Source organism: Streptomyces sp. MNU89 (genome assembly GCF_020982505.1).
Lineage (GTDB): Bacteria > Actinomycetota > Actinomycetes > Streptomycetales > Streptomycetaceae > Streptomyces > Streptomyces xinghaiensis.
In genome coordinates, this window is record NZ_JAJKLL010000001.1 from 3,323,199 (window position 1) to 3,346,285 (window position 23,087).

Annotated in this window: 25 protein-coding genes; 5 read left to right on the forward strand and 20 right to left on the reverse strand. The window is 72.6% G+C overall.

Annotated elements, in window-relative coordinates:
* The first annotated feature begins 13 nt into the window (after nt 1-13).
* Complete coding sequence (locus E4N63_RS14220; RefSeq protein ID WP_230240838.1) at nt 14-1,273, forward strand: ABC transporter ATP-binding protein; 1,260 nt, start codon at nt 14-16, stop codon at nt 1,271-1,273.
* A gap of 98 nt (nt 1,274-1,371) precedes the next feature.
* Here the strand turns inward: E4N63_RS14220 and E4N63_RS14225 are convergent, their stop codons facing one another.
* The 13 genes from E4N63_RS14225 to E4N63_RS14285 form a co-directional block, all read right to left on the reverse strand.
* Nucleotides 1,372-2,535, reverse strand: a complete 1,164-nt coding sequence (locus tag E4N63_RS14225) for a zeta toxin family protein (protein WP_230240839.1) — start codon at nt 2,533-2,535, stop codon at nt 1,372-1,374.
* The gene (locus tag E4N63_RS14230) at nt 2,532-2,789 is read right to left on the reverse strand and encodes a hypothetical protein (protein WP_230240840.1); all 258 of its coding nucleotides are present in this window, start codon (nt 2,787-2,789) and stop codon (nt 2,532-2,534) included. Before E4N63_RS14230 ends, E4N63_RS14225 begins: the two co-directional genes overlap by 4 nt.
* A gap of 34 nt (nt 2,790-2,823) precedes the next feature.
* Nucleotides 2,824-4,455, reverse strand: coding sequence for a glycosyltransferase family 4 protein (locus E4N63_RS14235; RefSeq protein WP_230240841.1), 1,632 nt, complete (start codon nt 4,453-4,455; stop codon nt 2,824-2,826).
* A gap of 13 nt (nt 4,456-4,468) precedes the next feature.
* Nucleotides 4,469-5,617 carry a hypothetical protein gene (locus E4N63_RS14240; RefSeq protein ID WP_125624984.1) on the reverse strand — a complete coding sequence of 383 codons (1,149 nt, stop codon included), beginning with the start codon at nt 5,615-5,617 and terminating at the stop codon, nt 4,469-4,471.
* Nucleotides 5,618-5,690: 73 nt separating this feature from the next.
* A complete protein-coding gene (locus E4N63_RS14245; protein WP_125624998.1) occupies nt 5,691-6,002 on the reverse strand; it encodes a DUF4913 domain-containing protein in 312 nt (103 codons plus the stop codon).
* A gap of 116 nt (nt 6,003-6,118) precedes the next feature.
* A complete protein-coding gene (locus E4N63_RS14250; RefSeq protein ID WP_125624981.1) occupies nt 6,119-7,879 on the reverse strand; it encodes a type IV secretory system conjugative DNA transfer family protein in 1,761 nt (586 codons plus the stop codon).
* Nucleotides 7,876-9,390, reverse strand: a complete 1,515-nt coding sequence (locus E4N63_RS14255) for an ATP/GTP-binding protein (RefSeq protein WP_308188692.1) — start codon at nt 9,388-9,390, stop codon at nt 7,876-7,878. The genes E4N63_RS14250 and E4N63_RS14255 overlap by 4 nt, the downstream gene beginning before the upstream one ends.
* Nucleotides 9,387-10,877 carry an SCO6880 family protein gene (locus tag E4N63_RS14260; RefSeq protein WP_125624979.1) on the reverse strand — a complete coding sequence of 497 codons (1,491 nt, stop codon included), beginning with the start codon at nt 10,875-10,877 and terminating at the stop codon, nt 9,387-9,389. Before E4N63_RS14260 ends, E4N63_RS14255 begins: the two co-directional genes overlap by 4 nt.
* 41 nt (nt 10,878-10,918) lie before the next feature.
* A complete protein-coding gene (locus tag E4N63_RS14265) occupies nt 10,919-12,193 on the reverse strand; it encodes a hypothetical protein (protein WP_230240842.1) in 1,275 nt (424 codons plus the stop codon).
* Entirely contained in the window at nt 12,186-12,956 is a 771-nt protein-coding gene (locus E4N63_RS14270; protein WP_125624977.1) for a hypothetical protein, read from the reverse strand. Before E4N63_RS14270 ends, E4N63_RS14265 begins: the two co-directional genes overlap by 8 nt.
* A gap of 19 nt (nt 12,957-12,975) precedes the next feature.
* The gene (locus E4N63_RS14275) at nt 12,976-13,245 is read right to left on the reverse strand and encodes a hypothetical protein (protein WP_043467395.1); all 270 of its coding nucleotides are present in this window, start codon (nt 13,243-13,245) and stop codon (nt 12,976-12,978) included.
* A 145-nt stretch (nt 13,246-13,390) separates the two neighbouring features.
* Nucleotides 13,391-13,645: a hypothetical protein gene (locus E4N63_RS14280; protein WP_125624975.1), complete on the reverse strand. Its 255-nt coding sequence runs from the start codon at nt 13,643-13,645 to the stop codon at nt 13,391-13,393.
* Nucleotides 13,645-14,220, reverse strand: a complete 576-nt coding sequence (locus E4N63_RS14285) for a DUF6668 family protein (RefSeq protein ID WP_230240843.1) — start codon at nt 14,218-14,220, stop codon at nt 13,645-13,647. The genes E4N63_RS14280 and E4N63_RS14285 overlap by 1 nt, the downstream gene beginning before the upstream one ends.
* Before the next feature lie 164 nt (nt 14,221-14,384).
* Between E4N63_RS14285 and E4N63_RS14290 the strand changes: the two genes are divergently transcribed.
* From E4N63_RS14290 to E4N63_RS14300, 3 genes are all read left to right on the forward strand, one after another.
* Nucleotides 14,385-15,419, forward strand: a complete 1,035-nt coding sequence (locus E4N63_RS14290; protein WP_125624971.1) for a M23 family metallopeptidase — start codon at nt 14,385-14,387, stop codon at nt 15,417-15,419.
* Nucleotides 15,420-15,430: 11 nt separating this feature from the next.
* Nucleotides 15,431-16,135, forward strand: a complete 705-nt coding sequence (locus E4N63_RS14295; protein ID WP_230240844.1) for a hypothetical protein — start codon at nt 15,431-15,433, stop codon at nt 16,133-16,135.
* A gap of 452 nt (nt 16,136-16,587) precedes the next feature.
* Nucleotides 16,588-17,130, forward strand: coding sequence for a hypothetical protein (locus E4N63_RS14300; RefSeq protein WP_230240845.1), 543 nt, complete (start codon nt 16,588-16,590; stop codon nt 17,128-17,130).
* Here the strand turns inward: E4N63_RS14300 and E4N63_RS14305 are convergent, their stop codons facing one another.
* Nucleotides 17,131-17,826: a hypothetical protein gene (locus E4N63_RS14305; protein ID WP_230240846.1), complete on the reverse strand. Its 696-nt coding sequence runs from the start codon at nt 17,824-17,826 to the stop codon at nt 17,131-17,133.
* A 156-nt stretch (nt 17,827-17,982) separates the two neighbouring features.
* Here E4N63_RS14305 and E4N63_RS14310 point away from each other — a divergent pair, with 156 nt between their 5' ends.
* Nucleotides 17,983-18,681: a hypothetical protein gene (locus E4N63_RS14310; RefSeq protein WP_230240847.1), complete on the forward strand. Its 699-nt coding sequence runs from the start codon at nt 17,983-17,985 to the stop codon at nt 18,679-18,681.
* 305 nt (nt 18,682-18,986) lie between these two features.
* Here the strand turns inward: E4N63_RS14310 and E4N63_RS14315 are convergent, their stop codons facing one another.
* The 6 genes from E4N63_RS14315 to folE form a co-directional block, all read right to left on the reverse strand.
* Nucleotides 18,987-19,478: a DUF3180 domain-containing protein gene (locus E4N63_RS14315; protein ID WP_043467305.1), complete on the reverse strand. Its 492-nt coding sequence runs from the start codon at nt 19,476-19,478 to the stop codon at nt 18,987-18,989.
* Nucleotides 19,479-19,560: 82 nt separating this feature from the next.
* Nucleotides 19,561-20,154, reverse strand: coding sequence for a 2-amino-4-hydroxy-6-hydroxymethyldihydropteridine diphosphokinase (folK, locus tag E4N63_RS14320; protein WP_125626149.1), 594 nt, complete (start codon nt 20,152-20,154; stop codon nt 19,561-19,563).
* Complete coding sequence (folB, locus tag E4N63_RS14325) at nt 20,151-20,510, reverse strand: dihydroneopterin aldolase (protein ID WP_125626150.1); 360 nt, start codon at nt 20,508-20,510, stop codon at nt 20,151-20,153. The genes folK and folB overlap by 4 nt, the downstream gene beginning before the upstream one ends.
* 389 nt (nt 20,511-20,899) lie before the next feature.
* Nucleotides 20,900-21,394 (reverse strand): nuclear transport factor 2 family protein, encoded by a 495-nt coding sequence (locus E4N63_RS14330; protein ID WP_043467296.1) that lies wholly within the window; start codon nt 21,392-21,394, stop codon nt 20,900-20,902.
* Entirely contained in the window at nt 21,391-22,245 is an 855-nt protein-coding gene (gene folP / locus E4N63_RS14335) for a dihydropteroate synthase (protein ID WP_230240848.1), read from the reverse strand. The genes E4N63_RS14330 and folP overlap by 4 nt, the downstream gene beginning before the upstream one ends.
* Nucleotides 22,246-22,420: 175 nt before the next feature.
* A complete protein-coding gene (folE, locus tag E4N63_RS14340) occupies nt 22,421-23,026 on the reverse strand; it encodes a GTP cyclohydrolase I FolE (protein ID WP_019707653.1) in 606 nt (201 codons plus the stop codon).
* Between the last annotated feature and the right edge of the window lie 61 nt (nt 23,027-23,087).

A 23,087-nucleotide genomic window follows, 5' to 3' on the forward strand; every position in this document is an offset into this window, starting at 1 on the left:
CCCGGGGGGACCCTTGATCCGCTTCGAGCAGGTGACCAAGCGCTATCCCGACGGCACGACCGCCGTGAACGATCTCTCCTTCGAGGTCGCGGAGGGTGAACTCGTCACCCTCGTCGGTCCGTCGGGCTGCGGCAAGACGACCACGATGAAGATGGTCAACCGGCTGATCGAGCCCACCTCCGGCCGGATCCTGCTGGACGGGGAGGACATCGCCGCGGCCGACCCGGTACGGCTGCGCCGCCGCATCGGCTACGTCATCCAGCAGGTCGGCCTCTTCCCGCACCGCACCGTCCTCGACAACACCGCCACCGTGCCGCGCCTGCTGGGCCGCCCCCGGAAGGCGGTCCGCGAGCGCGCCGCCGAACTCCTCGACCTCGTCGGCCTGGACCCGGCCGTGTACGGCGACCGCTATCCCGACCAGCTCTCCGGCGGGCAGCGCCAGCGCGTCGGAGTCGCCCGCGCGCTGGCCGCCGACCCGCCCGTCCTGCTGATGGACGAACCGTTCGGAGCCGTCGACCCGGTGGTCCGCGAGCGGCTGCAGAACGAGTTCCTGAAGCTCCAGGCGACGCTGCGCAAGACGGTTCTCTTCGTCACCCACGACCTGGAGGAGGCCGTCCGTCTCGGCGACCGCATCGCGGTCTACGGGCAGGGGACGATCGAGCAGTTCGACGCCCCGGCCGCCGTGCTGGGCGCCCCGGCCACCGAGTACGTCGCCGGCTTCGTGGGCGCGGACCGCGGCCTGAAACGGCTCTCGGTCACCCCCGTCGAAGCGGGCGACCTGGAGCGGCCGCCCATGGTCCGCCTCGACGACCCGCTCGGCACGGCCGTGCGCCGGCTGACGGCTGAGGGGGCGCGCTGGGCGGTCGTCCTGGACGACGCGGGACGGCTCCACGGCTGGCTGCCGGCCGACGCGGCCCGGGCCGGAGCCGCCGCCGGAGCCACCCCCTCCGGTCCGGGGACCGGCTCCGGGGCCGGGCTGGGAAGCGACGCGAGGGGTTCCGCCGGGGCGGCCGGGGACGCCGGGGACGACAACACCGTCCGGCACCACACCCGCCGGATGGAGGCGTGGCTTCCGGTCGGCTCCTCGCTCAAGCAGGCGTTCGCCACCATGCTCCAGCACGACGCCGGCTGGATCGCGGTACTGGACGGCGACCACTTCCTGGGCGTCCTCACCCCGGCCCGCCTCCACGAGGCCCTGCGCCGCTCGATCGGCGCGGACGCGAACGCGCTCGCCCGCACCGAGGTCACCGTGGAGACCGTTCCCGACCGCTGACCTCCCCGCCCGGGCCACGCCGAGGGCCGAGAGCCGACGGCCGCAGCACCGGTGGCCGGATGCGGCCGGAACGGGGAGAGCCGGGGAGGGGAGGCCGCTCAGCGGCCGGGTCCGCCACCCGGGCCGCCCTGCGGCCCGGACGGGCGGCCCTGCTGCGGCGGCAGTTGGCGCCCCGTTCCCGGCGCGGCGGGCGGCGGAACCCGGCTGCCCGGACCGCCCTGAGTTCGTCCGCCCTGCGCCGGACCCCCCTGGGTTCGTGCCCCCTGAGCGGGCCCGCTCTGCGCCGGACCGCCCTGAGCCCGACTCCCCTGAGCAGCTCCGCCCTGCGCCGGACCGCCCTCGGCCCGCGCCGCCGTCCTGCGGTGCAACCCGGCGGCTGCGGCGACCGACACACTGCTGCCCTGCCCGAGGTCCGTCACCCCGACCTGGCGGGCGAGAGCCCGGATCTCCTGGAGCTGGGGACGGAGATCGGCGGGAAGCGCCCGGCTCAAATGGTCGAACCGCTCCTGCAGCCACGCCGCCTGCTCGCGGTCCAGCGGACGCGTCCGCTCCCGCTCCAGCGCCTCCCGGGCCTGCGCCGGAGCTCTCCACTCACCGTCCGCTCCGAGAGCGTTCTCGTGGACGACGCCGCCGCCCCAGCGGTGCAGCCTCACCGCGTCGAGGAACTTCCGTTCGTCGACGCCCTGGAGCGTCCTGGGAATCCCCTGGTACGCCTTGTCGTGGATCTCCGTCGCGACCAGGCGGCCGTGCAGCGACATCTCCCGCATCTCCTGGTAGCGGTGGAGATTCGCCGTCCTGCTGATCGCCGCCGGAACGGCCATGACATCGGCCTCGGTCGCATAGCCCAGCCCCCGGAACTCCACCGCTTCGCGCTCGGTGGAGCCGCCGCCCATATGGCCCTCGCGGATGATGTTGAGCCGCTCCTCCTTGGCCAGCTGGATCAGATCCCGCATCCACACATAGGCGTCGCCGCCCGCCAGCTGGGAAGCCGTCCGGTCGTCCCTGGCGAGGAGTCCGGCGTAGTCGGGGTGATCGGTCAGCAGGGCGTCGAAGTCCGCGATCACACCGCTCTCCTCCCCGAGTCTCTCCAGGGCGGTGCGCTGTCCGGTGGTCTTGCTCGACGCGGCCTGGCCTCCGATGAAGACGATGCGCGGCTGCTCGGGGCGGATCACCCCCTCCAGCGCACGGGGAGCGATCACCTCCTCGAAGATGCGCCGGTTCTCGCCGTCGGGCAGCTTCCACTTGCCCGTCTCGTCGCTCACGCCGTCCCCCGCCGCAACTCCGCTATGAGTTCCCGCACCTCACCGGTGAACCGCGCGACGCCTTCCCGGTCCGCCGGGTCCAGCGCGCGCAACTCCCGTGTCCGGGCCTCCCGGACCTCCGCCCAGTGCCGGACCGTCCGGGGGTCCTCCCCCTCCCGGAGCTCGCGCGCCGAGCAGAGCGCGCAGAGCTGGTGCACCACCTCCGCCGCCACCTCGTACTCGGTGCTTTCGTCCGGACGCCATCGCGTCGTCATACCGCCCCCTCGGTTGTCCGTACGGCTTATGGCTCTACCGCTTCCGGCTGTCGCCCGGCCCCGGAGCACCCGGCCCCGGAGCCCCCGGCTGCTTGGGCAGTCCGGGCATCTGCGGACGGGCCGGCTGTGCGATTCCCTGACCCTGGCCCTGACCCTGACCCGGCGCCGGACCGGGCCGGGCCTTCTGCTGATCCGCGGCTCCCGCCGTCCCCGTGGTCCGCCGGCCCTGTGACGTCAGGCCGGCGGCTTTCGCGAGCCGCGTCTGCGGGCCCGGGGCCCGGGCCCGCGCCGCCGCGGCGGCCTGCTGCGGGACGTCCGGTCCGGAACCCCCCGGTCCGGCACTACCCACGCCGGAACCACCCGGGTCCAGGGTGACCAGGGCTCCGTCCGGGCCCTGCGTGGTCGCCCCGGGAACGACCTTCTGCTGCACGTCCCGCGTCGCCGCGGCCCGCGCCGTCCGGTCCTCCGGCACCCGCATGGCGGCCTCGACCAGCGCCTTGCCCGCGTGGTCCCAGGAGTACGAACGCAGTACCTCCCGCAACTGCCGCGCCTGCTCCCGGCGTTCGGGAAGCTCGGCCTGGACGCGCTGGATTGCCGCTGCCCACTCGAGCGGACGGTCCTCCGCGTCCGCGGGTTCGGGAACGATGCAGGATTTGCCGAGCTCGGGGCCGAAACGCCGCTCGTCGCCGAGGAACTTCGCCGCGCCGCTCTCCTCGTTGACCAGCACGGGAATTCCGTGCCCCAATGCCTCGGTGGCCACGAGGCCGAAACCCTCGTGTTTGGAGGGCATGATGACGAGATCAGCCTGTCCGACCGCGTTCTGAAGCTCGGCGGCATCCTTGGTGAAGAGCTCAACGGCGACGTGATCACCGCCGATCTCCCGCAACTCCGCGCGCACATCCTCGATCTCCTCCGGAGGAGCACCACGGATGGTGAGGTGGACCTCGTGGCCCCACTCGTTCAGCAACGCGACAGCTTCTGCGGCGCTCTCGAATCCCTTGAGAGGATCGCCGGCGCGTCCCATCGCCAGCACATTGAGCCTGCCGCTGGACGCCGTGTGCTGGACCAGTTCTTCGATCTTCGTACCGGGTATCAGTTCGTGCGCATCGGGCACATGCGGGCCCGTTGAGGCGAGCCGTTTCGCCTCCTCGGTCAGAAGCGGCCCGACGCCGACGACAATATCGGCACGCGCCATCACGTCGCGTTCAATCGCCGAGTCCGTCAGTGCCTTGGTCCGCGCTCTTTCCGGATCCAGCTCGTACTTGACCTCCGCCAGCCGCTCCGGGCTGGTGTGAAGGAAATGCGCGACGCGCGCGTCCGTGAACCAGGCGTCCCGCAGAACGACGGCCGCAGGCCCGGAGAACCGGGAATGACCGATGATGAGGTCGAACGACTGCTCTCGCGGATCGGGCAGGCCGAAAATCCGCGGGTCCTGCGCGACCTGCTGCTTGAGCCAGTCCTCTTCCTCCACGCCCTTGGGGGGGTCAGGCATCGTGAGCACGCGGACACCCTCGTGGGGCGCGGTGTCGCTCCGCCCCGTGAGCACCGTGACCTCGTGTTCCCTCCCCAGGGCAACCGCGATCTGCTCATTGAAGACCGGAATTCCGCCCTTACCCATGCCACTGCGCGTGCAGACCGCAAGGATGCGATACCGCTGGCCCGTCACGGACTGCCTTCCGTCAGATGCTGATGTCCTTCAACTCCCGCCCGAATCCCCACATGAGGGAATGGCCGAAGTCGTAGGCGCCGTAATGAATGACACCGGACCGCCTGCCGGGATACAGGCGTGCCGCGAACTCGTCGAGCAATTCCGCGAAGACCAGGGCCCGTGTGGACGACAGCACCACATCCCTGTCCCCCATCTCCGGAGCAGGAGGCCGGCGGTACGTGGGGGGAGTCCACGGCACGGGAACCAGCGCAAATTGCTTCCGCCAGGAACTGGCTTCCTGAGCGAACGACGTGGGCTGCCCACCCGTACTGCCCGGGACAGAACCCGACACCAGGTGGCGTGCCGGGTCGATGGACTCGTGCTTCTCCTGCCACACCACAGCGGGTCGCCCGGCCAACAACTCCCGCAGGGCGGCAGCCGCCTCGGCAACGGACCTGGCAACCGACAGATCCCCCGCAGCCATCAGCTCTTCGACAGAAGGTACATTTTCCGCCGCACGCCACGCCGCACGCCGCAACTCTTCCAGGCGTGCTTCGAGGTCCGGCACCTCGGACACCGGCCGAGAAACCGGAGAAATCCACGGCGCCTTCCCCGGATGCGGCGTCGGGACTTCCACTCCCAACGGCGCCCGCAAAGCATCAGCCGCCTCATGAGCCAATCCACTCAGCTCCGCGGCCTCGGAGCCGATCACCACGGCAGGCCGCCCGGGCGCCAGCCGGCGGTACAACTCCCGCAGAATGGAAAGCGTCTTCAACTGCCGCGCATGCGGGATCACCACACACAAACCCGGGCCCATGAACAAGTCCGTGAAGCCACCCTCCTTGCGCTCCACCAGATAGCCCGGGTCAGCCGCGAGCCTTTCCTCCCAGTCGCGCAGCGCTTCGTCGAACGTCAGCGGCCGGTCCGCACCACCCGGAGCACGCCGGGCAATCACATGCCGGGCAGGGTCCGACAACTCCCCCGGCTGCGAAGAGCCGCTGTCCACACTCCGCAGCACCCGTTCCAGCTCCTGGAACGCCGTACACCGGTCATCCGGCCACCTCTTGGTCCGCCGATCCGACCGCCATGACGGCCGACCCTGCGCCCACAGCATCCGGCAAGCCGCCTGGTAAACCCGCTCGAAGCTCTCCGCCAAGTCCTGCTGCCCGCTGCTGTTCACACACAACTCCTCGCTGCCGTCCGGGCCGCAACGGCCCGGCCCCCGTATTCGTCGGACACCAGCATGATCCCGCTCAGCCCGGATACGGCTCCGTGGGCGGCATCCCCTTCGGCCGGTGGCCGCCGGCGCGGCAGCCGGCGAACGGGCCGTTCGGGTCGCGGAGCGTGTGCATGAGGGGCCAGAGGTAGTCACGGTGCCACACCGCCGGACCGCTCATCCCCGCCGCCGGATCGGTGAGTTCCTGCCAGGCCATCCACAGGGCGTGGAGTTGTGCCACCGCCTCCAGGTGCTCCCACCACTGCGGGCACCACGGCGAGGAGGAGGAGACCTCCCGGCCGTACACCGGCAGCAGCAGATCGTGCACCCAGGTGGTGAGCCCTTCCATGGCCACGGCGTAGTCCTCGCCGTCCAGGTAGAGGATGAACGCGGGCCCCGAGTCCTGTTCCCCGCCCTGCCCACCGTCTTCCCGGCCCTGCTCACCGGCCGGCCGGAGTTCCGTCGTCACTTCAGCACCTCCTGCGCCGCCCGTGCGGTGATCGCCTGCATCTCGGCCCGAGCCGCGGCCTGGATCCGTTCGGCGCCCGGCTCCTTGTACCAGGGGCGGAGCCGGATGAGGGCCGGCTTGACGCCGGTGGCCAGCAGCAGGGCCGTCCCCTTGGGCAGGGCCCGGATGCGGTCGGCGGGAAGCACCCGCTCCAGCCGGTACGAGGTGGAGCGGGACCGGCCGTCCTTGCTGCGCGAGTAGCTGACCGTGCTGACGTCGTGCTCACCGACCAGCCGGGACACCTTCTCGACGAAGTCCGCGTCGTCCAGCCCCGCGCCGAGCAGTTTCACCGTCGCCGCGCTCCACAGCGCGTCCATGCCCGCCTCGCCCCAGACCCGGCTGCCCTGCCGGTAGCTCTGCAGCAGGGTGACGATGTTGATGCCGCGGGAGCCGAAGTGGCTGTAGAGGTCGGGCAGATCGGAGATCCGGCAGACGTTGGCCGCCTCGTCCAGCACGGCCGTCATCGGCGGTTCCAGACGGCCGCCCTGGCGCTCCGCGGCGACGACACCGGCGCGCAGTACGGAGTCGGCCAGGCCCGCGATGACGCCGGCCGCCGATCCGCCGCCGTCCTTGGAGAGCAGGTAGAGCGTGTCCCGGCTCAGCGCGTGCCGCTCCGGCCGGAACTGCGGCACCCGCGGGTCGGGGGTGACCCAGGCGGCGATGGCCGGGTCGAGCAGGCACGCGGCGCACTGGCGTGCCGTCTCGTAGATGCCGTCGCGGGTCTCCACCGCGCCCTGGATGGTGCCGCGCAACTGGTCCGCCAGAGCGGTCATGCCGGCGTCGTTGAGCAGATCGATGGGGGTGCGGTCGGCCGGGTCGGCGAGCCAGCCCAGCACGTCGGAGACCGTCCGGCCGCCCCGGTTCCCCGCGTGGAAGAGCGCGGTGAGCGTGTTCTGCGCGGCGGAGATCCAGAAGTCGCGTTTCGAGGCGTCGTCGTTGACGGCGGCGACGAAGTGGCCGGCCAGCCGCCGCGCGCCCTCGATCGTGCCGGCGTCGGCGAGCATGTCCCACCACATGCCGCGCGGCGTGTGGGCGATGCCCTGGGGGTCGAACGTCCAGACGGTGCCGGTGCGTTCGCGTTCGGCCCTGGTGACGCTGTAGACGTCCGCCTTGTTGGAGGTGAGCAGGACGGAGCCCCGGGCGCGCAGCACGCGCGGTACGGCGATACCGGTGGACTTGCCGGAGCGCGGCGCCATCAGGTCGAGTTCCACGTCCTCGTACGAGGAGCGCAGTTCCGGTCCGCCCGGCTCCAGGTTGCCCAGCAGGTTCCCGGTGTCGTCGGCGTCGATCCGCTTCTGCCCGGCGAGCGCCGGCCGCAGTTCCCTGGCACGGGCTTCGGCGCCCTTGGGAAGCATGGCCGCCAGCTCCCGCCGCCCCGCCAGCCCGGCGGGCTTCGACAGCCGGCGCCGTACCGCCAGGAGCGCCAGGACGACCAGCGCCACCCCCGAGCCGAACAGCACCGCGATGCCGGCGACCACGGCTCCCGGCGACGCGCCCGGCCACAGCTCGCCCGGGCCTTCACGGGTGAGGGCCGTCAGGGTCGACAGGGAGAACGGCGGCGGGTTCCAGCCGGCCCCGGAGACCGCGGCCCCGAGCGTGCCGCCGAGCCAGACACCGGAGAAGACGAGACCGACGAGGGCTGCCGCACCGACGATGAACCACGGCAGGATCTCGTCGGCGCCCGCCCCGGTGCCCTTGCGCCCCGAACGGGCGGTCATCGGCGGCCCTCCAGACTCTCGTGGGCCGGGTCGTCCTTGCCCGCCCAGCGCGTGTTGGTGTCGTGCAGCCGCTGCTCGGTCTCGGTGATGGCGACCTTGATCGGAATACCCGGCCGCCCGCCCACCTTGATCAGGAAGCGGCCCCGCCCGGGTGGCTCCTCGTTCCCGCTCGCGGAGGCCCATCCCGGGGGCGAGGACCAGGAGGACACCAGGTCGATCTCCCGTTCCGACATGCCGACGACCTTGCCGAGTTCCTGCATCTCGTTCCGCGGCAGCCCCGCGCACACGACCATGCCGGCCCGCTCGACGAAGCCGCGGGCCTTGGCCCGGTCCGACTCGTTGCCCAGCGCCTCGGCGTCCTTGAGGGTGTGCGTGATCTTGGCGTCCCCCAGACCGAGCGAGCGGTTGAGCCGGGTGAGGGCGTCGATCCGTTCGACGATGCCGGAGGCCGCGCGGAGCGGCCGCCACAGTTCGTCGAGCACGGTGAAGAACCAGCGCTGCGGCGCCAGTCCGGCGTCCGCCAGGGCGTGCGCGGCGGCGACCGTGCCGAGCCCGTCCGACCAGGCCGCGAGCATCGCCGCCGCCGTGAGCTGGGTGTCTGCCTCGCCGATGCGGGAGATGTCGATGCAGACGGCGGGCGCGTTCGGGTTGATGCGGGTGGACGTCTCCGAGGAGAAGGTGTCGCCGAGCGGGCCGTCGAGGACGCCGAGCAGCGAGCGCTGCAGCGGGTCCACGGCCTGGCGGTAGCGGGTCTCGTCACCGCGGTCCAGGGTGACCGCGCGCACCCGGTCCGGTCCCTCGTCGAGCACCTTGAGCAGGTCGGGCAGGAGCGGCGCGCGTCCCGGCTTCGTCCGCTCGCGGAGATGGTGCAGGCAGGCCGACAGCACCGACTGCTCGTGGTCGTCCATGGGCCGGTTGCGGACGATGGTGACGAGCGCCGCGACCATGTTGAGTACCCGGCCGTGGGCCTCGGCCAGCAGGACCCGGCCCGCGTCGCCGCCGATGCGCTCGGCGGCCTCGCCCATGGCACCGGGGTCGAGGACGTTGATGCCGCCGACCCCCCGGCCGATGGAGATCACCTGTCCGCCCAGGGCCCGTACGGTGACGGCGTAGTCGGGCTTGAGGTCGCCCAGCACCAGCGGGACCACGCCGGTGGCGGCCAGGCCGATCAGCATCCGGTTGACCAGGGTCGACTTGCCGAGACCGGGCATCCCGAGCATGAACAGCGACGGGTTGGAGATGTAGCGGGCCCGGGTGAACCAGGAGATGGGGTCCCCGCACACCGTCGCGCCGGTGTGCAGATGCTGGCCCAGCGGTACGCCGGTCATGGGCGCGCCGGATCCGGCCGCGAACGGCCAGAGCCCGCAGGCCTGGACGGTCGTCGCGCGCCACATCGCCGGCGGGTCCAGGTGGGCGACCTGCCCGCCGCCCGGCCCCGGCCAGCCCCTGGAGGGCACGAACGGTGCCCGCGGGGCGGGTTGTTGCCGGGGCTGCCGCTTGCGCGTGCTCACAGCGCCTCCCGGATCTCTCGCGGCATCAGGGTGTGCTCCCACGGCAGGATGCCGACGGGCAGGGTGCAGGTGAAGGCGGAGGCCTGCATGCGGTCGGCGGGCCGCATCATGACGCGTGACGAGGCCTGGAGATTCCGTACGGTGGTCGCGGCGTCGTCCAGCTGCTCCGGGGTGTCCACGGTGATCGTGAGCATCAGGGAGAACTCCACGAGTCCCGCGCCGGACGCCTCCTCGGCGGCGGTCTGCTCCGCGGCCCGGATCTCCGACGAGGCCCGCGCCTGGACGAGGCCGCGCCCGGAGGAGGCGGAGAAGTGGGCGGTGCGCCGGTCCGCCTCGACGATCCGGGCGGAGGTCGCCGGGTCGATCGGCCGGTAGATCAGCGCGACCCGCTTGCGGCGGGTGCCCTGCGCGGGCTCCAGCAGCCCGCGCAGCACGCTGGAGCGGACAGTGCCGCGGGGCGCCAGCGTGAGCAGCCAGCTCCGGGACACACCGGAGTCGTGTTCGTAGGAGGTCGCCGTCTCGACGGCGGCGGCGGGCCCCGCGTCCTCCCACTCCAGGCCGGTTCCGCCGTGCTCTGCCCGGGCCGTCAGCACGTCGGGGGCGATCGCCGGGTCGTAGGCGACCCGGACCACCTCGGCGATCCGCTCGGCGGAGAGCGGCGCGGCAGCGCCGCCGCCCGCCGCGACCAGCCCGGAGAGCAGGCCGGGAATCCGCATGGCGAGGTCGGTGATGACCTCGTCGGGATCGCGGCGGGTGCCGACCGTGCCGTAGGTGAGCGTGATGTAGGTGTGCATCTCGGAGGAGGCCGCGGGGTAGCGCTCGACGACCTCCTCCATGACGGCGCGGGCCGCGGGCGGGGCGTCCGGGGAGATCCTCGGCAGGACCTCGGCCGCGAGCCGGGTCCCGGTGTCGGGTGCGGTCTCGACGACGACGGAGGCACCGCGCAGGCCGGGCTCGTGCGCGAGCCGGGCCAGCCAGTCGCCCCAGGACGCCACCCAGATGTCGATCTGCTCCGCGTCGATGAGGGAACCGCCGTCGGGCTCGCAGGAGAGCACGATGGTGTAGAAGTTGCGGCCCGGGTGATGGATCACGCCGAACGGCCGGTCGTACGCGTCCCGGCCCTCCCGCATCCTGACGCGGGCCAGCATGCCGGGCGGGGAGAAGCGTCCCCCGGGCCGGCGGGAGAGCGGACCGGAGACGTAGACGTGGGAGCCCTTGGCCTTGCGCCGGGCCCAGCCGATGCGGACGGCGAGGAGCTGGTACACGTTCCGGCCGTCCACCGTGCGGAGCGCCAGCGGGGCGACGATCAGCAGCAGCGGCACCAGGACGGTGACCGCCGCGGCCAGCGAGATGAGGGACGCGAGCAGGACGACGACCAGCCCGCCGAAGGAGATCACGGTGCCGAGCAGCCCGAGCGGCCCCAGGCCGGGGCGGCGGGGCAGCCGCCAGTTGCCGTACGTAGGACGCGTTGCGGCGTCGGTGGACATGAACTTCCTTCCGTGTCGGGCCGGAGGCAACGAGGGAACGACTACTCGTTGTGGCCCTTGTTTCCGTCGTTGTCATCCAGCGAATTGAGCACCTGGGTACCGGCCGCGACGGCCGTCTGCGCGGCCACGGCCGCGGCCTGCACACCGGCGGCCGCCCCGGCGGTCGCCGCTCCCCCGGCCGCTCCCGCTCCCGCTCCGGCCGCTTTGCCGCCGGCGCCCGAAGCGCCGGCGGACTGTCCGGCACCGGTGGACGGGGAGCCCTTCGGGCCGCTGGAGGCGGATCCGCCGCTCTTGCCGCCGCCCGAGCCCATCACGGCGCCTCCGCCACCGCCGCCGCCGCCGACCGCACCGCCCGCGATGCTGACGGCGCCGCTGGCGACGTTGTTGACGGCACTGACGGTGACCGTCCCGCCGGAGGTCCCGCCGAGGGCGGCCGTGGCGGGGACGATCAGCTTGAGCAGGGCGGGCAGCGCGAACACGGCCATGAGGATCATGCCGAGGCCGGCGACGACCTGGCTGACGTCGGAGCCCTCCTCCGTCATCTTGGCGGCGGAGAAGAAGATCAGTGCCGCCGCCGGCTTGTAGAGCAGCCAGGCCGCGAGCCACCCGATGTGTTTCTTCCACCAGCCGGCGCCCCAGCCGGTCATCGATGAGGCGGCCGCGAGTGGCAGCGTGCCGACCAGGATCAGGACCACACCGATCCTCAGGTACATCAGCATCATCTGGACGAAGGTGGCCAGGACGATGAGGAGTCCCAGAATGATGATGAGCCCTGGATTCCCGGTCACCATCGCCCCGATGACCCCCGCGCCGATGAACTCCGCGCCATCGGCGCCCATGGAGGACTGGTCGAAGAGGTACCTGGCGTAGGCATCGGAGGCCTGGGACAGTTTCTGCACCGCCCAGGTGGCGGTGGCGCCCACGAGAATGACTTTCCACAAGCCGTTGAAGGCCTGCTGCATGGGCTGGCCCTTGCGGTCCACCGCCATTCTGATCGCCGCGATCAGGAGGGACGCGACGGCGATGTACCAAACGAGCCAGTCGACCTGGTCTGCGATCTTGTTCGCCGGATCGGTCGACTCCATGTCGATGTCGAGCCATACTCCGTGGAGTTCCTGGAGGATGCTCGACACCGCCTTGCCGATGGCCCGGGCGAACGCCTCTACGGCGCTGCCGACGACCGAGTTGGCCGCGTCGTCGACAGCGCCTGAGATGCCGTCGGTCACCTTGTCCGTGACTTTGCCGGCGCACTCGAACGGACTGGTCGCGCAGTCGGCCACCTCACCCGGACTTGGAAGATCTTCGCGGCTACTCATCGGGCGTCTCCCACAGGACGAATCCGTTTGTCCCGCTCGCACGGGAGAAGGCCGAGGTAATGGATCCGTTGGACTGCGGGAGCAGCTTCCAGTCGCCTGCCTCCCACTTGACCGAGAGCGAGGTGCTCAGGTGGTCGCCATCGATCTCCATGAGCATCATGACGGCAGCCTGGTTTTCGGAGTATGAAAGAACCGAGAAGCCCACATAGTTGCCCTTGTCCGGGCCTTCGGTGAGCGGAGTGTCCTTGAGCTTGGACCTCTTCTCGACAAAGGCGTCCGTGCCATTCCCCGGGACGAACTGCTTCTCGACCACATCCCGCCATCCCGGATAGCTCATCTGGCTCGAGATACCGTGCACTGCCATGACGGCACCCATCGGTGTCCGGGCGTAGCAGGACCACACCCGCCCCTCGAAAGATGTGGGACCGACCGAGGCGGATGTGGGGACCCGGGAGGATCCCACGCTCTTCCACTTCAGGTCCTTCGGCGGCTCCGTAGGAGTGTCCTGATCGCTGTCGTCAGTGCCGCACCCCTCCGGGCGCCCGTCCGAGCCGCCTCCGGCGGTCGGCGGCGCCGATGGCGTGCCGGCGGGAGCCGCCTCGGTGCCGCGGCTACCGTCCTCACCGCCGCCCGCCAGGGCGGCGACACCGCCGAGAGCGGCGAGTGAGAGGAGGAACCCGGCGGACAGGACCCACCCCCGCTGCTGCCAGAAGGGCTTCTCCCACTCACCGCTCTCGCCACGCCCGCGGTTCATCCTGACCATCGCTCAGCCCTCCGTGGGATCAGACGAAGACGAAATTGACCAGCGGACCGGCCGCGGCGACGAGCACACAGCCGCCGAGCACCATGCCGAGCCGCCCCATGTGCTCCGAGCCCTCACCCCGCCGCATGGAGATCGACATCATGGCGCCGGTGATGAGGACGCCGGCGACACCCGCCGCGGTGCCGGCCCAGGCCACGATGCCCAGGACCGTGTCGACCTTGTTCGTCAGGGCGTCGGGGGCGTTGGGGCTGGGATCGGGGACGCCGCCGTCCGCCAGGTACCGGTACATGCGTTCCCTCAGCACGTGCTGCTCCTTCGGTTGACTCGGTTTGCCGCGCGACGCGGCAGGGGTAACGCGCCCGTCGTGGGTGATCAGGCGGATGCCGGGATGGGTGATGCGCTCATGACAGACGCACACCCGCGAGGAAGAGGCGTCATTTCACGAAAGCGACGATCGGCCCCGCCGTCGCGGCGATGATGCACGCCCCCATCACCATGGCGAACTGGACCAGGTGCTCCTGGCCCTCCCCCTGCCGCAGCGAGATGGCCATACGAATGCCCACGAAGAGCAGACCGGCGACGCCGGCCGCCGTCGCCAGCCAGGCGATCGCGGCGAGCACCTCGTTGAGAGGCCCGGTCACGGTGGAAGGGGGCTGAGCGAGCAGCACCCCGCTGGGCCATGCCTGCATCACTGTGTTCCCCCCGTTGGTTGGTGCGGACCGGAGACGAGACGGGCCAGGGACGACAGTTCCCGCGGCAGAGGCGCGTCGAGATTGCCGGTGCGCCACTGGGGGATCCACGGAACCCGGTGGACCTCGACAACCGAGCCGATGACTTTGATGCGCTGCGCAAGTTGACGCGGCGTCCGCCCGGGCGCGTCCGCGACCAGCACGGCCGCGGCCACAGCGAGACCCTGCCGCTGCTTCTCCCGCCGGAACGTATCAAGGGCCTGTGACAGCGCCTGGAGACCGGCCGCATGCGTGCGGGCCACCAGCAGTACCGCCACCGGCTCGCCCTCCGCCGGGTCCGGCCAGCGGTTCCCGCAGTCGGCGCCGCCCAGGACCGCGGACAGCGTCGACGCGCCCGCGCCGCCATGGGCGTTCACCCAGGCGAAAGCGGTGGGCCGCGCGGGTTCCTCCGCCGCGGCGACCGCACCGGCGCTCGGGCCGGCACCGCCACCGGCGGCTCCGGCCCGCGGGCCGCGCACCCAGATCTCGGGACCGTAGGGCGCACCCCGGGCAGCCCGCTCCACCAGTTGGTTCATCTCTCCCCCGTGTTCGCCGACGCCATCATCCCAACGAACCGCGCCCGAGCAGGAGTTCGAGCGCATCAGTAGCATCATCAAGATAATTTCGTGACGTGAACACCGGATATTACTCACGGCACGTCAGTTCGTGCGACTGAGGGCTGCGCAGACACGGGGGAGCGATGTCCGAGGGCAACAAGGGGGCGCTGGCAGGGCTGGCCCTCGGCGCGGGGGCCATGGTCTTCGCGCCGGTGCTGCTGTTCCTGGCGGTGAGCGGCGGGGGGACGGAGGCCGGCGCCACCGGCGGGGGTGCCCTCAAGACCGGAACGGTGCCCCCCGAGTACGTACCGTGGGTCCTCCGGGCCGGCGCGATGTGCCCCGAGATCGGCCCCGCCGTCATCGCGGCGCAGATCGAGGCCGAGTCCAACTGGAACCCCGGCGCCGAATCCCCCGTGGGGGCCCAGGGCCTGTCCCAGTTCATGCCCGGCACCTGGACCTCCTGGGGCCGGGACGACGACGGCAACGGCCGCGTCTCGCCGTTCGATCCCGGTGACGCGATCATGGCCCAGGGGCGTTACGACTGCTCGCTGGCCAAGCAGGTCGAGCGCTACAAGGACCGGGGCATCGCCGCCGGCCCCACCCTCGACCTGACGCTCGCCGCGTACAACGCCGGGCCGGGCGCCGTCGAGCAGTACGGCGGCATACCGCCCTACACCGAGACCCGGGGCTATGTCACCCGCATCAAGTCCCTCATCGCCAAGTACGAGGACGTGGCCGCGGGCGGGGGCACCGGCGGGACCATCCCCTCGGGCCGGAAGATGGCCATGCCGCTCGCCGGCAACCCGCCGATGACCTCGCCGTACGGGATGCGCGTCCACCCCGTGACCGGCGTGAACAAACTCCACACGGGCATCGACTTCGGAGTCCCCTCCGGCACTCCCGTCCGCGCCGCCCTCGACGGCACCGTGACCTTCGCCGGCTGGAGCACCGGATACGGCAACCGGGTGGTGATCTCCCACGGCACCATGGACGGAAAGACGATCGCCACCACGTACAACCACATGTCGGCCATCAACGTCGCCAAGGGCCAGAAGGTCACGGTGGGTGCCCCCGTCGGCGCCGTGGGCAGCACCGGATACTCAACGGGCGCGCATCTCCACTTCGAGGTGCAGCAGAACGGCCAGTACGTCAATCCGGCACCATGGATCGGGAAATGAGGGGGACGGTCATGGCAACGCACCGGACGGGCGCACGCCGCGCCACCCCGCGGGCCGGCTCCGCCGTCGTGTCCGCGGCCGTGTCCGCCGCCGCGCTGTTCGCGCTGGCGGGATGCGGTCTGCCGGGGCTCGGCGGCGGCTCCGCGGAGCCCGCGCCCAAGGTCTCGCCGGAGGCGTCCTTCACCGCCAAGGCCCCCGTCCCCAGCGGCAAACCGCTCGGTCCCGGCGCGAAGGTCCCGGATCCGCCGGACGCCGACTTCCAGGACCCCACCTCCGTCGCCACGGCCTGGGCGGTCACCGCCCACAGCCACGACACCGCCTACGACACCAGCCCGCACGACGCCGTCCTCAGGGCCGCCCGGTACGCCACCGAGAAGCTCGCCGCCGCCGAGCGCGAGTACCGGCCCGCCGCCGGCGCGGGCGGCCAGTGGCTCGTCTGGGCGGAGCACAAGGCGTGGACCCAGGTGAAGACCTCCCTGGAGACCGACGGCGACGCACCCACCGACACCGCGACCACGGCATGGCGGCAGCTCGCCGTCACCGGCAAGGCCCGCGGCCGGGACGGCTGGAGCGGCCCCGGGCCGCGGCTGCACGCCTTCGTGCAACTCGTACGGGACGGCGCGGGCAAGCCCTGGCGGGTCTCGAAGGTCAATGTCGTCGAGGCGGCCACCGTGCCGAGTCCGCAGCCCACCGCTTCTCCCGACCGATCCGAGTGAGCACCAGATGGCCATGATCCGCCGCCGGCAGCGGGGTACCACCCCGTCACCCGCCCCGCAGCCCGCACCCGCGCCCTTCGAGGTGCGCATCAGTGCCGACGGCAGGTGCACCGTCGGCGGAACGGCGGTCGTCTCCGCCGAGGGCGAACCCCTGCACGAAGCGGTCCTCGACTACCTCTACCGGCTGGCGATGGCCACGGGGCACGCGGTGCTCGCCACCGTCCACGACGGGCGCAGCGGTTATGTCACCCCCATCGAGGTGCGGGTGGACGGTTCGAGCCGGTTCGCGGGCGAGCCGGTCCACCGGCCGGAGCTGGTGACGGAAGCCGCGCCCGCGCCGGCTCCCCACCCCCCTGCCGCGGCCGGGCCGGCCGGGCCGCCGAGCCCTCCCCGCACCCGCCCCGCTGCCGGAGCCGCCGGCCGCCGCCCCGGAGCCGTCACCGGCCGTACCCGTGGCCTCCGCGGAACAGCCCTCCGGTACCGCTCCGGAGGCCGTGCCGGAGGTCCCGGCGTTCCTCGCCGAGGCGGTCACCCGGATCAACGAGGCGATCCGCCTGGGCAACATCACGTCGGCGGCGGCCATGGCCGAGCAGAGCGGGGCCTCCGCCGTCCAGGCCTTCGGCGAGGGGCATCCGCATGTGCTCCACCTCCGGGAACTGTCCGCCTATGTGGCCTATCTGGCCGGCGATCCCACCCGCTCCCTGGCGATCTCCCTCGACACCGCCCGCGCCTGGCACCACCGGGGCGATCCGCGCGCCTACCAGAGCGTGCTCCAGGCGGCGGCCGCCTGGCGTGCCGTCACCGATGCCCGCGAAGGGCTGCGGCTGGGCGAGGAGTTGCTCGCCCTCTGGGCCGAGCTCGCCTCGGTGGCCGGTCCGGCCGCCGCCGACATCACGCAGCTGGAGGCGGCCCGGCGGCGCATGGGGCGGCTGGCCGAGCGGGCGGCCGGACAGGCCCGGGGGTCTTCGGAGCCGTCGGCGCCCCGGGAGCCGTGATCAGGCGCCGGACTGCTCGACCTCCCCGAGGGGAACGCAGATCCTGGGCTGGGTGTGGGACACACACAGCCTGGAGTCCCCGAGATCGGCGTCCTCCGGAACGATCTGCCAGAACCGGGTGTAGTACGAGGTGTCGGCGCGGAGCATGGTGCCGGACGGCTCCACGTCGTAAGCACCCTCCATGCCCTGATAAGCCATGGTCTGCTCGGTGTAGAACCCATCGGTCACTTCGGCCGACATGCAGGCGACGCTCCTCTCGCCGGCGACGCGCCCCTTGTCGCAGGCCGGGTACTCCACCAGCCACACGCCCGCCGGCGGAGCGATCGTCCGCCGTCCGGCCTCGGCCGCCCTCAGCTTGACCACGACCTCCACGTACGTGGTACCGGACGAGGCCGGAACGGCGAAGGGGACCCTGGGCGGGATGTCCGGGGTCACCCGCGCCGACACGACCCGGGCCATGAAGGGGTATCCGGCCGTCTTCTTCGCCGAAAAGCGCAGTTCCGGGCCGCGCGGTTCGGGAGGAGCCGGCACCGGGGACGGTGCGGCGCTGCTCTCCCGCGCCCGCGGCGCGGCGTCGTCCGCCGCGGCCCCGTCCGTCGTGCCGTTGCCGCCACCGCACGCCGTGAGCACGGCACAGGACAGCAGAGCGGCGGCGCGGCGCGGGCCGCGGCGCCATACGGATGTGAACAATGTCATCCCCCTCGTGACACGGGCAGCCGGCGGTGACCGCCCTTTTCCCCCGCTTCCGGCCCGCTGCCGGGGCGGTTCCTGACCTCCGGGGCAAAAGACCGCCGGTGCCCGGGAGTTGACCGATACTCTCGTGATCTCGTGCCGCCCGGGAGGAATCCAGCCATGAGCACACCGGAATCAGAAACCCGGCGCTCCGCCCCGGGGCGGGAACGTCCGCCCGAGGACCGGCACCGCGGGACGGACACCGCGCTCCACGACCGCGAGCGGGAACGCCGGCACGCCCGGGGACACGACCGGGACCGGGCGCTCTCACGGGCGAGGGCGGCCCGCGCGCGGTCGGCGCGGGTACGGGTGGAGGTGTCGGTGAACGAACTCAACGCCACGGTGAGCTGGCGCATCCCCGCGCACCGGAACCTCCACCGCCCTGCCGGAGAACGGCCGGATACCGCCGAGCCACAGCGACGGGGTCCCGCCTCTCCGGAAAAGACCCCCGACACCGCCGCCCGCGCGGCCGCCCTGCGCTCGGCAGGTCTCGACCCGCGCGGTGCGAGCCGGGGGGCCGCGCCGGTACCGGTGCATCCGGCGGCCGTGTCCGCCGCGGCCCGCATGCCGGTGGAGCACATGTCACCGGAGCAGTTGCGGAGTCATCTGGCGCACGTCGCCGGGCTCCGGTCCCGGCTCTCGGGCGACGTGGCCCGGACCTCGCGCGTGCCCGCAGCGGCGGGGCTGCGCACCGGGATCTCCGGTGGCCGGGTGCACTCCCTTGCCGCGGAGCAGTCCTCGGCCTCCCGCGCTCTCGCCCACCGGCCGCCTCCCGGGGCGGTGCACGAGCCGGCTCCGCGCACCACCCGCCGCCGCTGAACCGTGGGTACTCCGGCTCCGGCTCCCTCCCCGACGGGGTCGCGTCCGGTCCAACGGGTCGCCGGACCGGGCGCCGTACGGGCCGGACGGGATCGCACCGCTCGCACGCCGTTCCGTCTCCCGCGGTCCGCGCGGCCCCGAGCGGTTCCCCGGTCCGCCCCGTGAGCCGTGGCCCCGGACCGGGGTGGCGCCTCCGGGTCACCGTACGAACACCCCATGGACGCCGGGCGGGCGGCGGCCGGGTGCCGCGACGGCGGTGGCCTCCGCCGGCTGTCACCGAGCGGCGGCCCGGACCCCCGGGACCGTTACGCCGGGGCCGTTCCCGGGCCGCCCTCGTCGTCCTCGTCCTCGGGGAGCTTGCAGACCCGTTCCAGCAGCAGGCCCGCCGCCACCACGGCCAGCCCCGCCAGGACGGCGAGGCCGGCGTAGAGGGCCTGGTCGCCGCGGCTGCCGCCGTCCAGGCCGTTCGTCAGCAGGAAGACCCCGACGCCGCCGTACATCCCGGCGACCGGGGCGGCGACCAGCGCGCTCGCCTGGCCGAAGACCACCGCCCGGGCGGCGACCATCGGGTCGACGCCCTTCGCGCCCGGCTGCCGCTCCCGCTGGGCCTTCAGCCGGCTCCGCAGCGACAGCGCGGTGGCGGCGAGGACGGCGGCGATGGCCGCCAGCACCACGGGGGCGGCGAAGGGCACGCCCGGCAGCGAGCCGAAGGCGTCCCAGAGACCGGCCACCGCCCAGGCCAGCACACCGGCGACGGCGAAGATCCCGCCCAGCACTCTGATCCGAAGTTGCCTCACCGAGTGCTCGCCTCGCTCTTCCTGATGGACGGGAACCGACCCCCGCACCACGGGTCACCGGAGGTGGACACGAGGGTAACGGCTACTCGGGCAGTCGGAGTTCCAGGTCTGCGCGCCGCTCCACCCCCTGGCCGGGGACCTCGTCCAGCAGCTCCGCCACGGGGCCGTGGCCGGGTACCTCCGCGGCCGGGTCGACGTCGTGCCACGGCGCCAGCACGAAAGCGCGCTCGTGGACCCGCGGATGCGGCAGCGTGAGCGCCGGGTCGTCCGAGAGGACGCCCTGATAGGCGACGATGTCGACGTCCAGCGTCCGGGGGCCCCAGCGTTCGTCGCGCACCCGCTCGAACGCCTCCTCGACGGCGTGGGCCCGCTCCAGCAGGGAGCCCGGCGGCAAGGTCGTCCTCACCAGCACCACGGCGTTGAAGTAGGACGGCTGGGTGCCGGGATCCACGCCCCAGGGCTCCGTCTCGTAGACCGGGGAGACCGCCTTGACCCGGACACCGGGGGTGTCCTCCAGCGCGTCGACCGCACCCTGCAGGGTCTCCAGGCGGTTGCCGAGATTGCTGCCGAGAGCGATCACGGCCCGCTTCGGATTGGAGAGCGTGGTGTCCGCCGCGTCCACCCAGTCGGCCACCGAGGCGGGGACGGGCTGCACGGTCGGGTCGCTCGTGGTCATGGGCGGCTCCGGGTAATGGTGATGGTCACGTCGTCGAAGGGCACGGTGATCGGCGCGTCCGGCTTGTGGACGACCACCTCCACCTCCCGTACCGGCTCGTGCCGGAGGCAGCGCTCCGCGATCCGCTCGGCGAGCGTCTCGATCAACTCGACCGGCTCGCCCTGGATCACGGTGACGACCTCCTCGGCCACGACGCCGTAGTGCACCGTCAGCGTGAGGTCGTCGGCGGCCGCCGCGGGGCGGGTGTCCAGACCCAGGACGAGGTCCACGACGAAGACCTGGCCCTTCTCCCGTTCCTCGGGGAAGACCCCGTGGTGTCCGCGTGCCCTGAGGCCGCGCAGCGCGACTCGGTCCACGCCTATCACTCCCGCTGTCGGTTACGGACGGACGGACGCCGGGCGGAGTGTGCCGCAGGTGTCCCCCGCGGCCCCGCCCCGCTCCGGGACCGGTGCGCCGCGCTGATGGAAACCTACCGGCGGCCACCGACAGCACCCGTCCCGGGCCGTGCCCGCGTGTGCCACGGTGCCGCCGGGAGCGGGGCTCGGCTCGGTTCGCCGCCGCCGGACCCGCCGGGGTCCGTGACCTACGCTCTCACCCCTTACCCGGCCACCGCGCGACTCGAACGGGTGAACTGCGACACCCTTCCGGGAGCGAGCGGGAAGCCCGGGAGAACACGGGACTTCTCCCGTAAGGCACCCGGACGGCACCCGCACGGCGCCCGTACAGCGCTCACCGGACCGAACGCCTAGACGAGCCCGGTGCCGCCCGCGCCGCCCGGCTCCTCGTCCTCGTCCGGCTCGCCGTCCTCCCCCGCGGTGTCCGCCAGCACCGGCGAGCCGTGGTGGGCCCAGATCCGCCAGCCGTCCCCGGTGCGGCGGAAGACGTTGGTGGCCACGACGAGCTGGCCCACCAGCGGCCCCAGCTCGCCCTCCTCCTCGGCCGGCCCGCCGCTGAGGATGTTCTCGGTGCAGGTCACCAGCGCGGTGTCGCCCTCGATCTCCACCTCGACATCCGTCAGGAAGAACTGGATGTACTCGGTGTTCGCCATGATCAGCGCATACGAGCGCAGCACCTCGCCGCTGCCCCGCAGCACCGGCCACCCCGGGTGCACGCAACTGACGTCACCGGGGAGCCACATCGCGGAGAGCGCCTCGAAGTCGCCCTGTTCCATGGCCTCGTAGAGGGCCGTGTTGGCCTGCTCGACCTGCTCGTAGTCGGTGCTACGGGCGGGCCTGCTCACCCGGCCCCCTCGACGGCGCGCGCCACGCGCACCGCGTCGGCCGTCGCCCGCACCTCGTGGACCCGTACGGCCCAGGCGCCCTCGCGCGCCGAGATCGCGGAGACGGCGGCGGTGGCCGCGTCCCGTTCCCGGGCGGGCGGCGGGCTGCCGCCGGGGCCGGCCAGCACCCGGCCGAGGAAGCGTTTGCGGGAGGCCGCCACCAGCAGCGGACGGCCCAGGCTCCGCAGCTCGGGAAGGGCCGCGAGCAGGGCCAGATCGTGCTCGGCCTGTTTGGCGAAGCCCAGCCCGGGATCGATCACGATCCGTTCCGGCGCGACGCCCCCGGCGACCACCGCGTCCATCCGCTCCCGCAGTTCGCCGACGACCTCGCGGACCACGTCGGAGTAGACGGCACGGGCGTTCATGTCCTGGCTGAAACCACGCCAGTGCATCACCACGAACGGCACCCCCGCCCCGGCCACCACCGGCACCATCGCCGGGTCGGCGAGGCCGCCGCTCACATCGTTGACCAGCGCCGCCCCGGCGGCCACCGCCTGCTCCGCGACCGAGGCCCGCATGGTGTCCACGCTGACGGTCACGCCCTCGGCGGCCAGTCCGCGCACCACGGGGAGAACCCGGCGCAGCTCCTCCGCCTCGTCCACCCGGGAGGCTCCCGGCCGCGTCGACTCGCCGCCGACATCGACCAGATCGGCACCCTCGGCGACGAGCTCCAGACCGCGCTTGACCGCGTCCCCGGTGTCGAACCACCGGCCGCCGTCCGAGAAGGAGTCGGGCGTGACGTTCACCACGCCCATCACCGCGCAGCGGTCCCACTCCGGCAGACCGGTCACCACGCCGCGCAAGCTCCTCATCCCTCCACCTTAGGCCCCGGAGGGCCCGCGTCCCGTCCGGGGCACCGCGCCGGGGCGCGCTCCCGGCGGAATCCGGACGCCGGTCCCCGAGGGGTGCGCCCCGGCGCACGCCGGGGGCGGGCACGATCCCCGCGCGGGTTCCGGCGCGGCTCCCGGCCCGGTCCCGGCGCGGGTCTCAGCGCGCCAGGATGAGGCTCATCGCCTCGGCGCGGGTGGTGGCGTCGCGGAGCTGGCCGCGGACGGCCGAGGTGGTGGTCTTCGCCCCGGGCTTGCGTATGCCGCGGACCGACATGCACATGTGCTCCGCCTCGATGACGACGATCGCGCCCCGCGCCTCCAGGATGCGCATCAGCGAATCGGCGACCTGCGTGGTCAGCCGCTCCTGCACCTGCGGCCGGCGGGCGAACACGTCCACGAGGCGGGCCAGCTTCGACAGTCCGGTGATCTTGCCGGTCTCGGCCGGAATGTAGCCCACGTGGGCGACCCCGTGGAACGGCAGCAGGTGGTGCTCGCAGAGGCTGACGATCTCGATGTCCTTGACCAGCACCAGCTCGTCGTGGCCGAGGTCGAAGGTCGTGGTCAGGACGTCCTCCGGGTCCTGCCGCAGTCCGCCCAGGATCTCCCGGTACGCGCGGGCCACCCGGGCCGGGGTCTCCAGCAGCCCCTCGCGGTCCGGGTCCTCGCCGACCGCGATGAGCAGCTCGCGGACGGCGTTCTCGGCCCGCTTCTCGTCGAACTCGCCGACGGCGCGCCCGCTGTTCAGCGTCACCGGGTCGGTCATGTGGTGCCTCGTTTTCCTGGTACGTGCCGTACGAACCCTCGTACGACGAATGCCGCGCCTT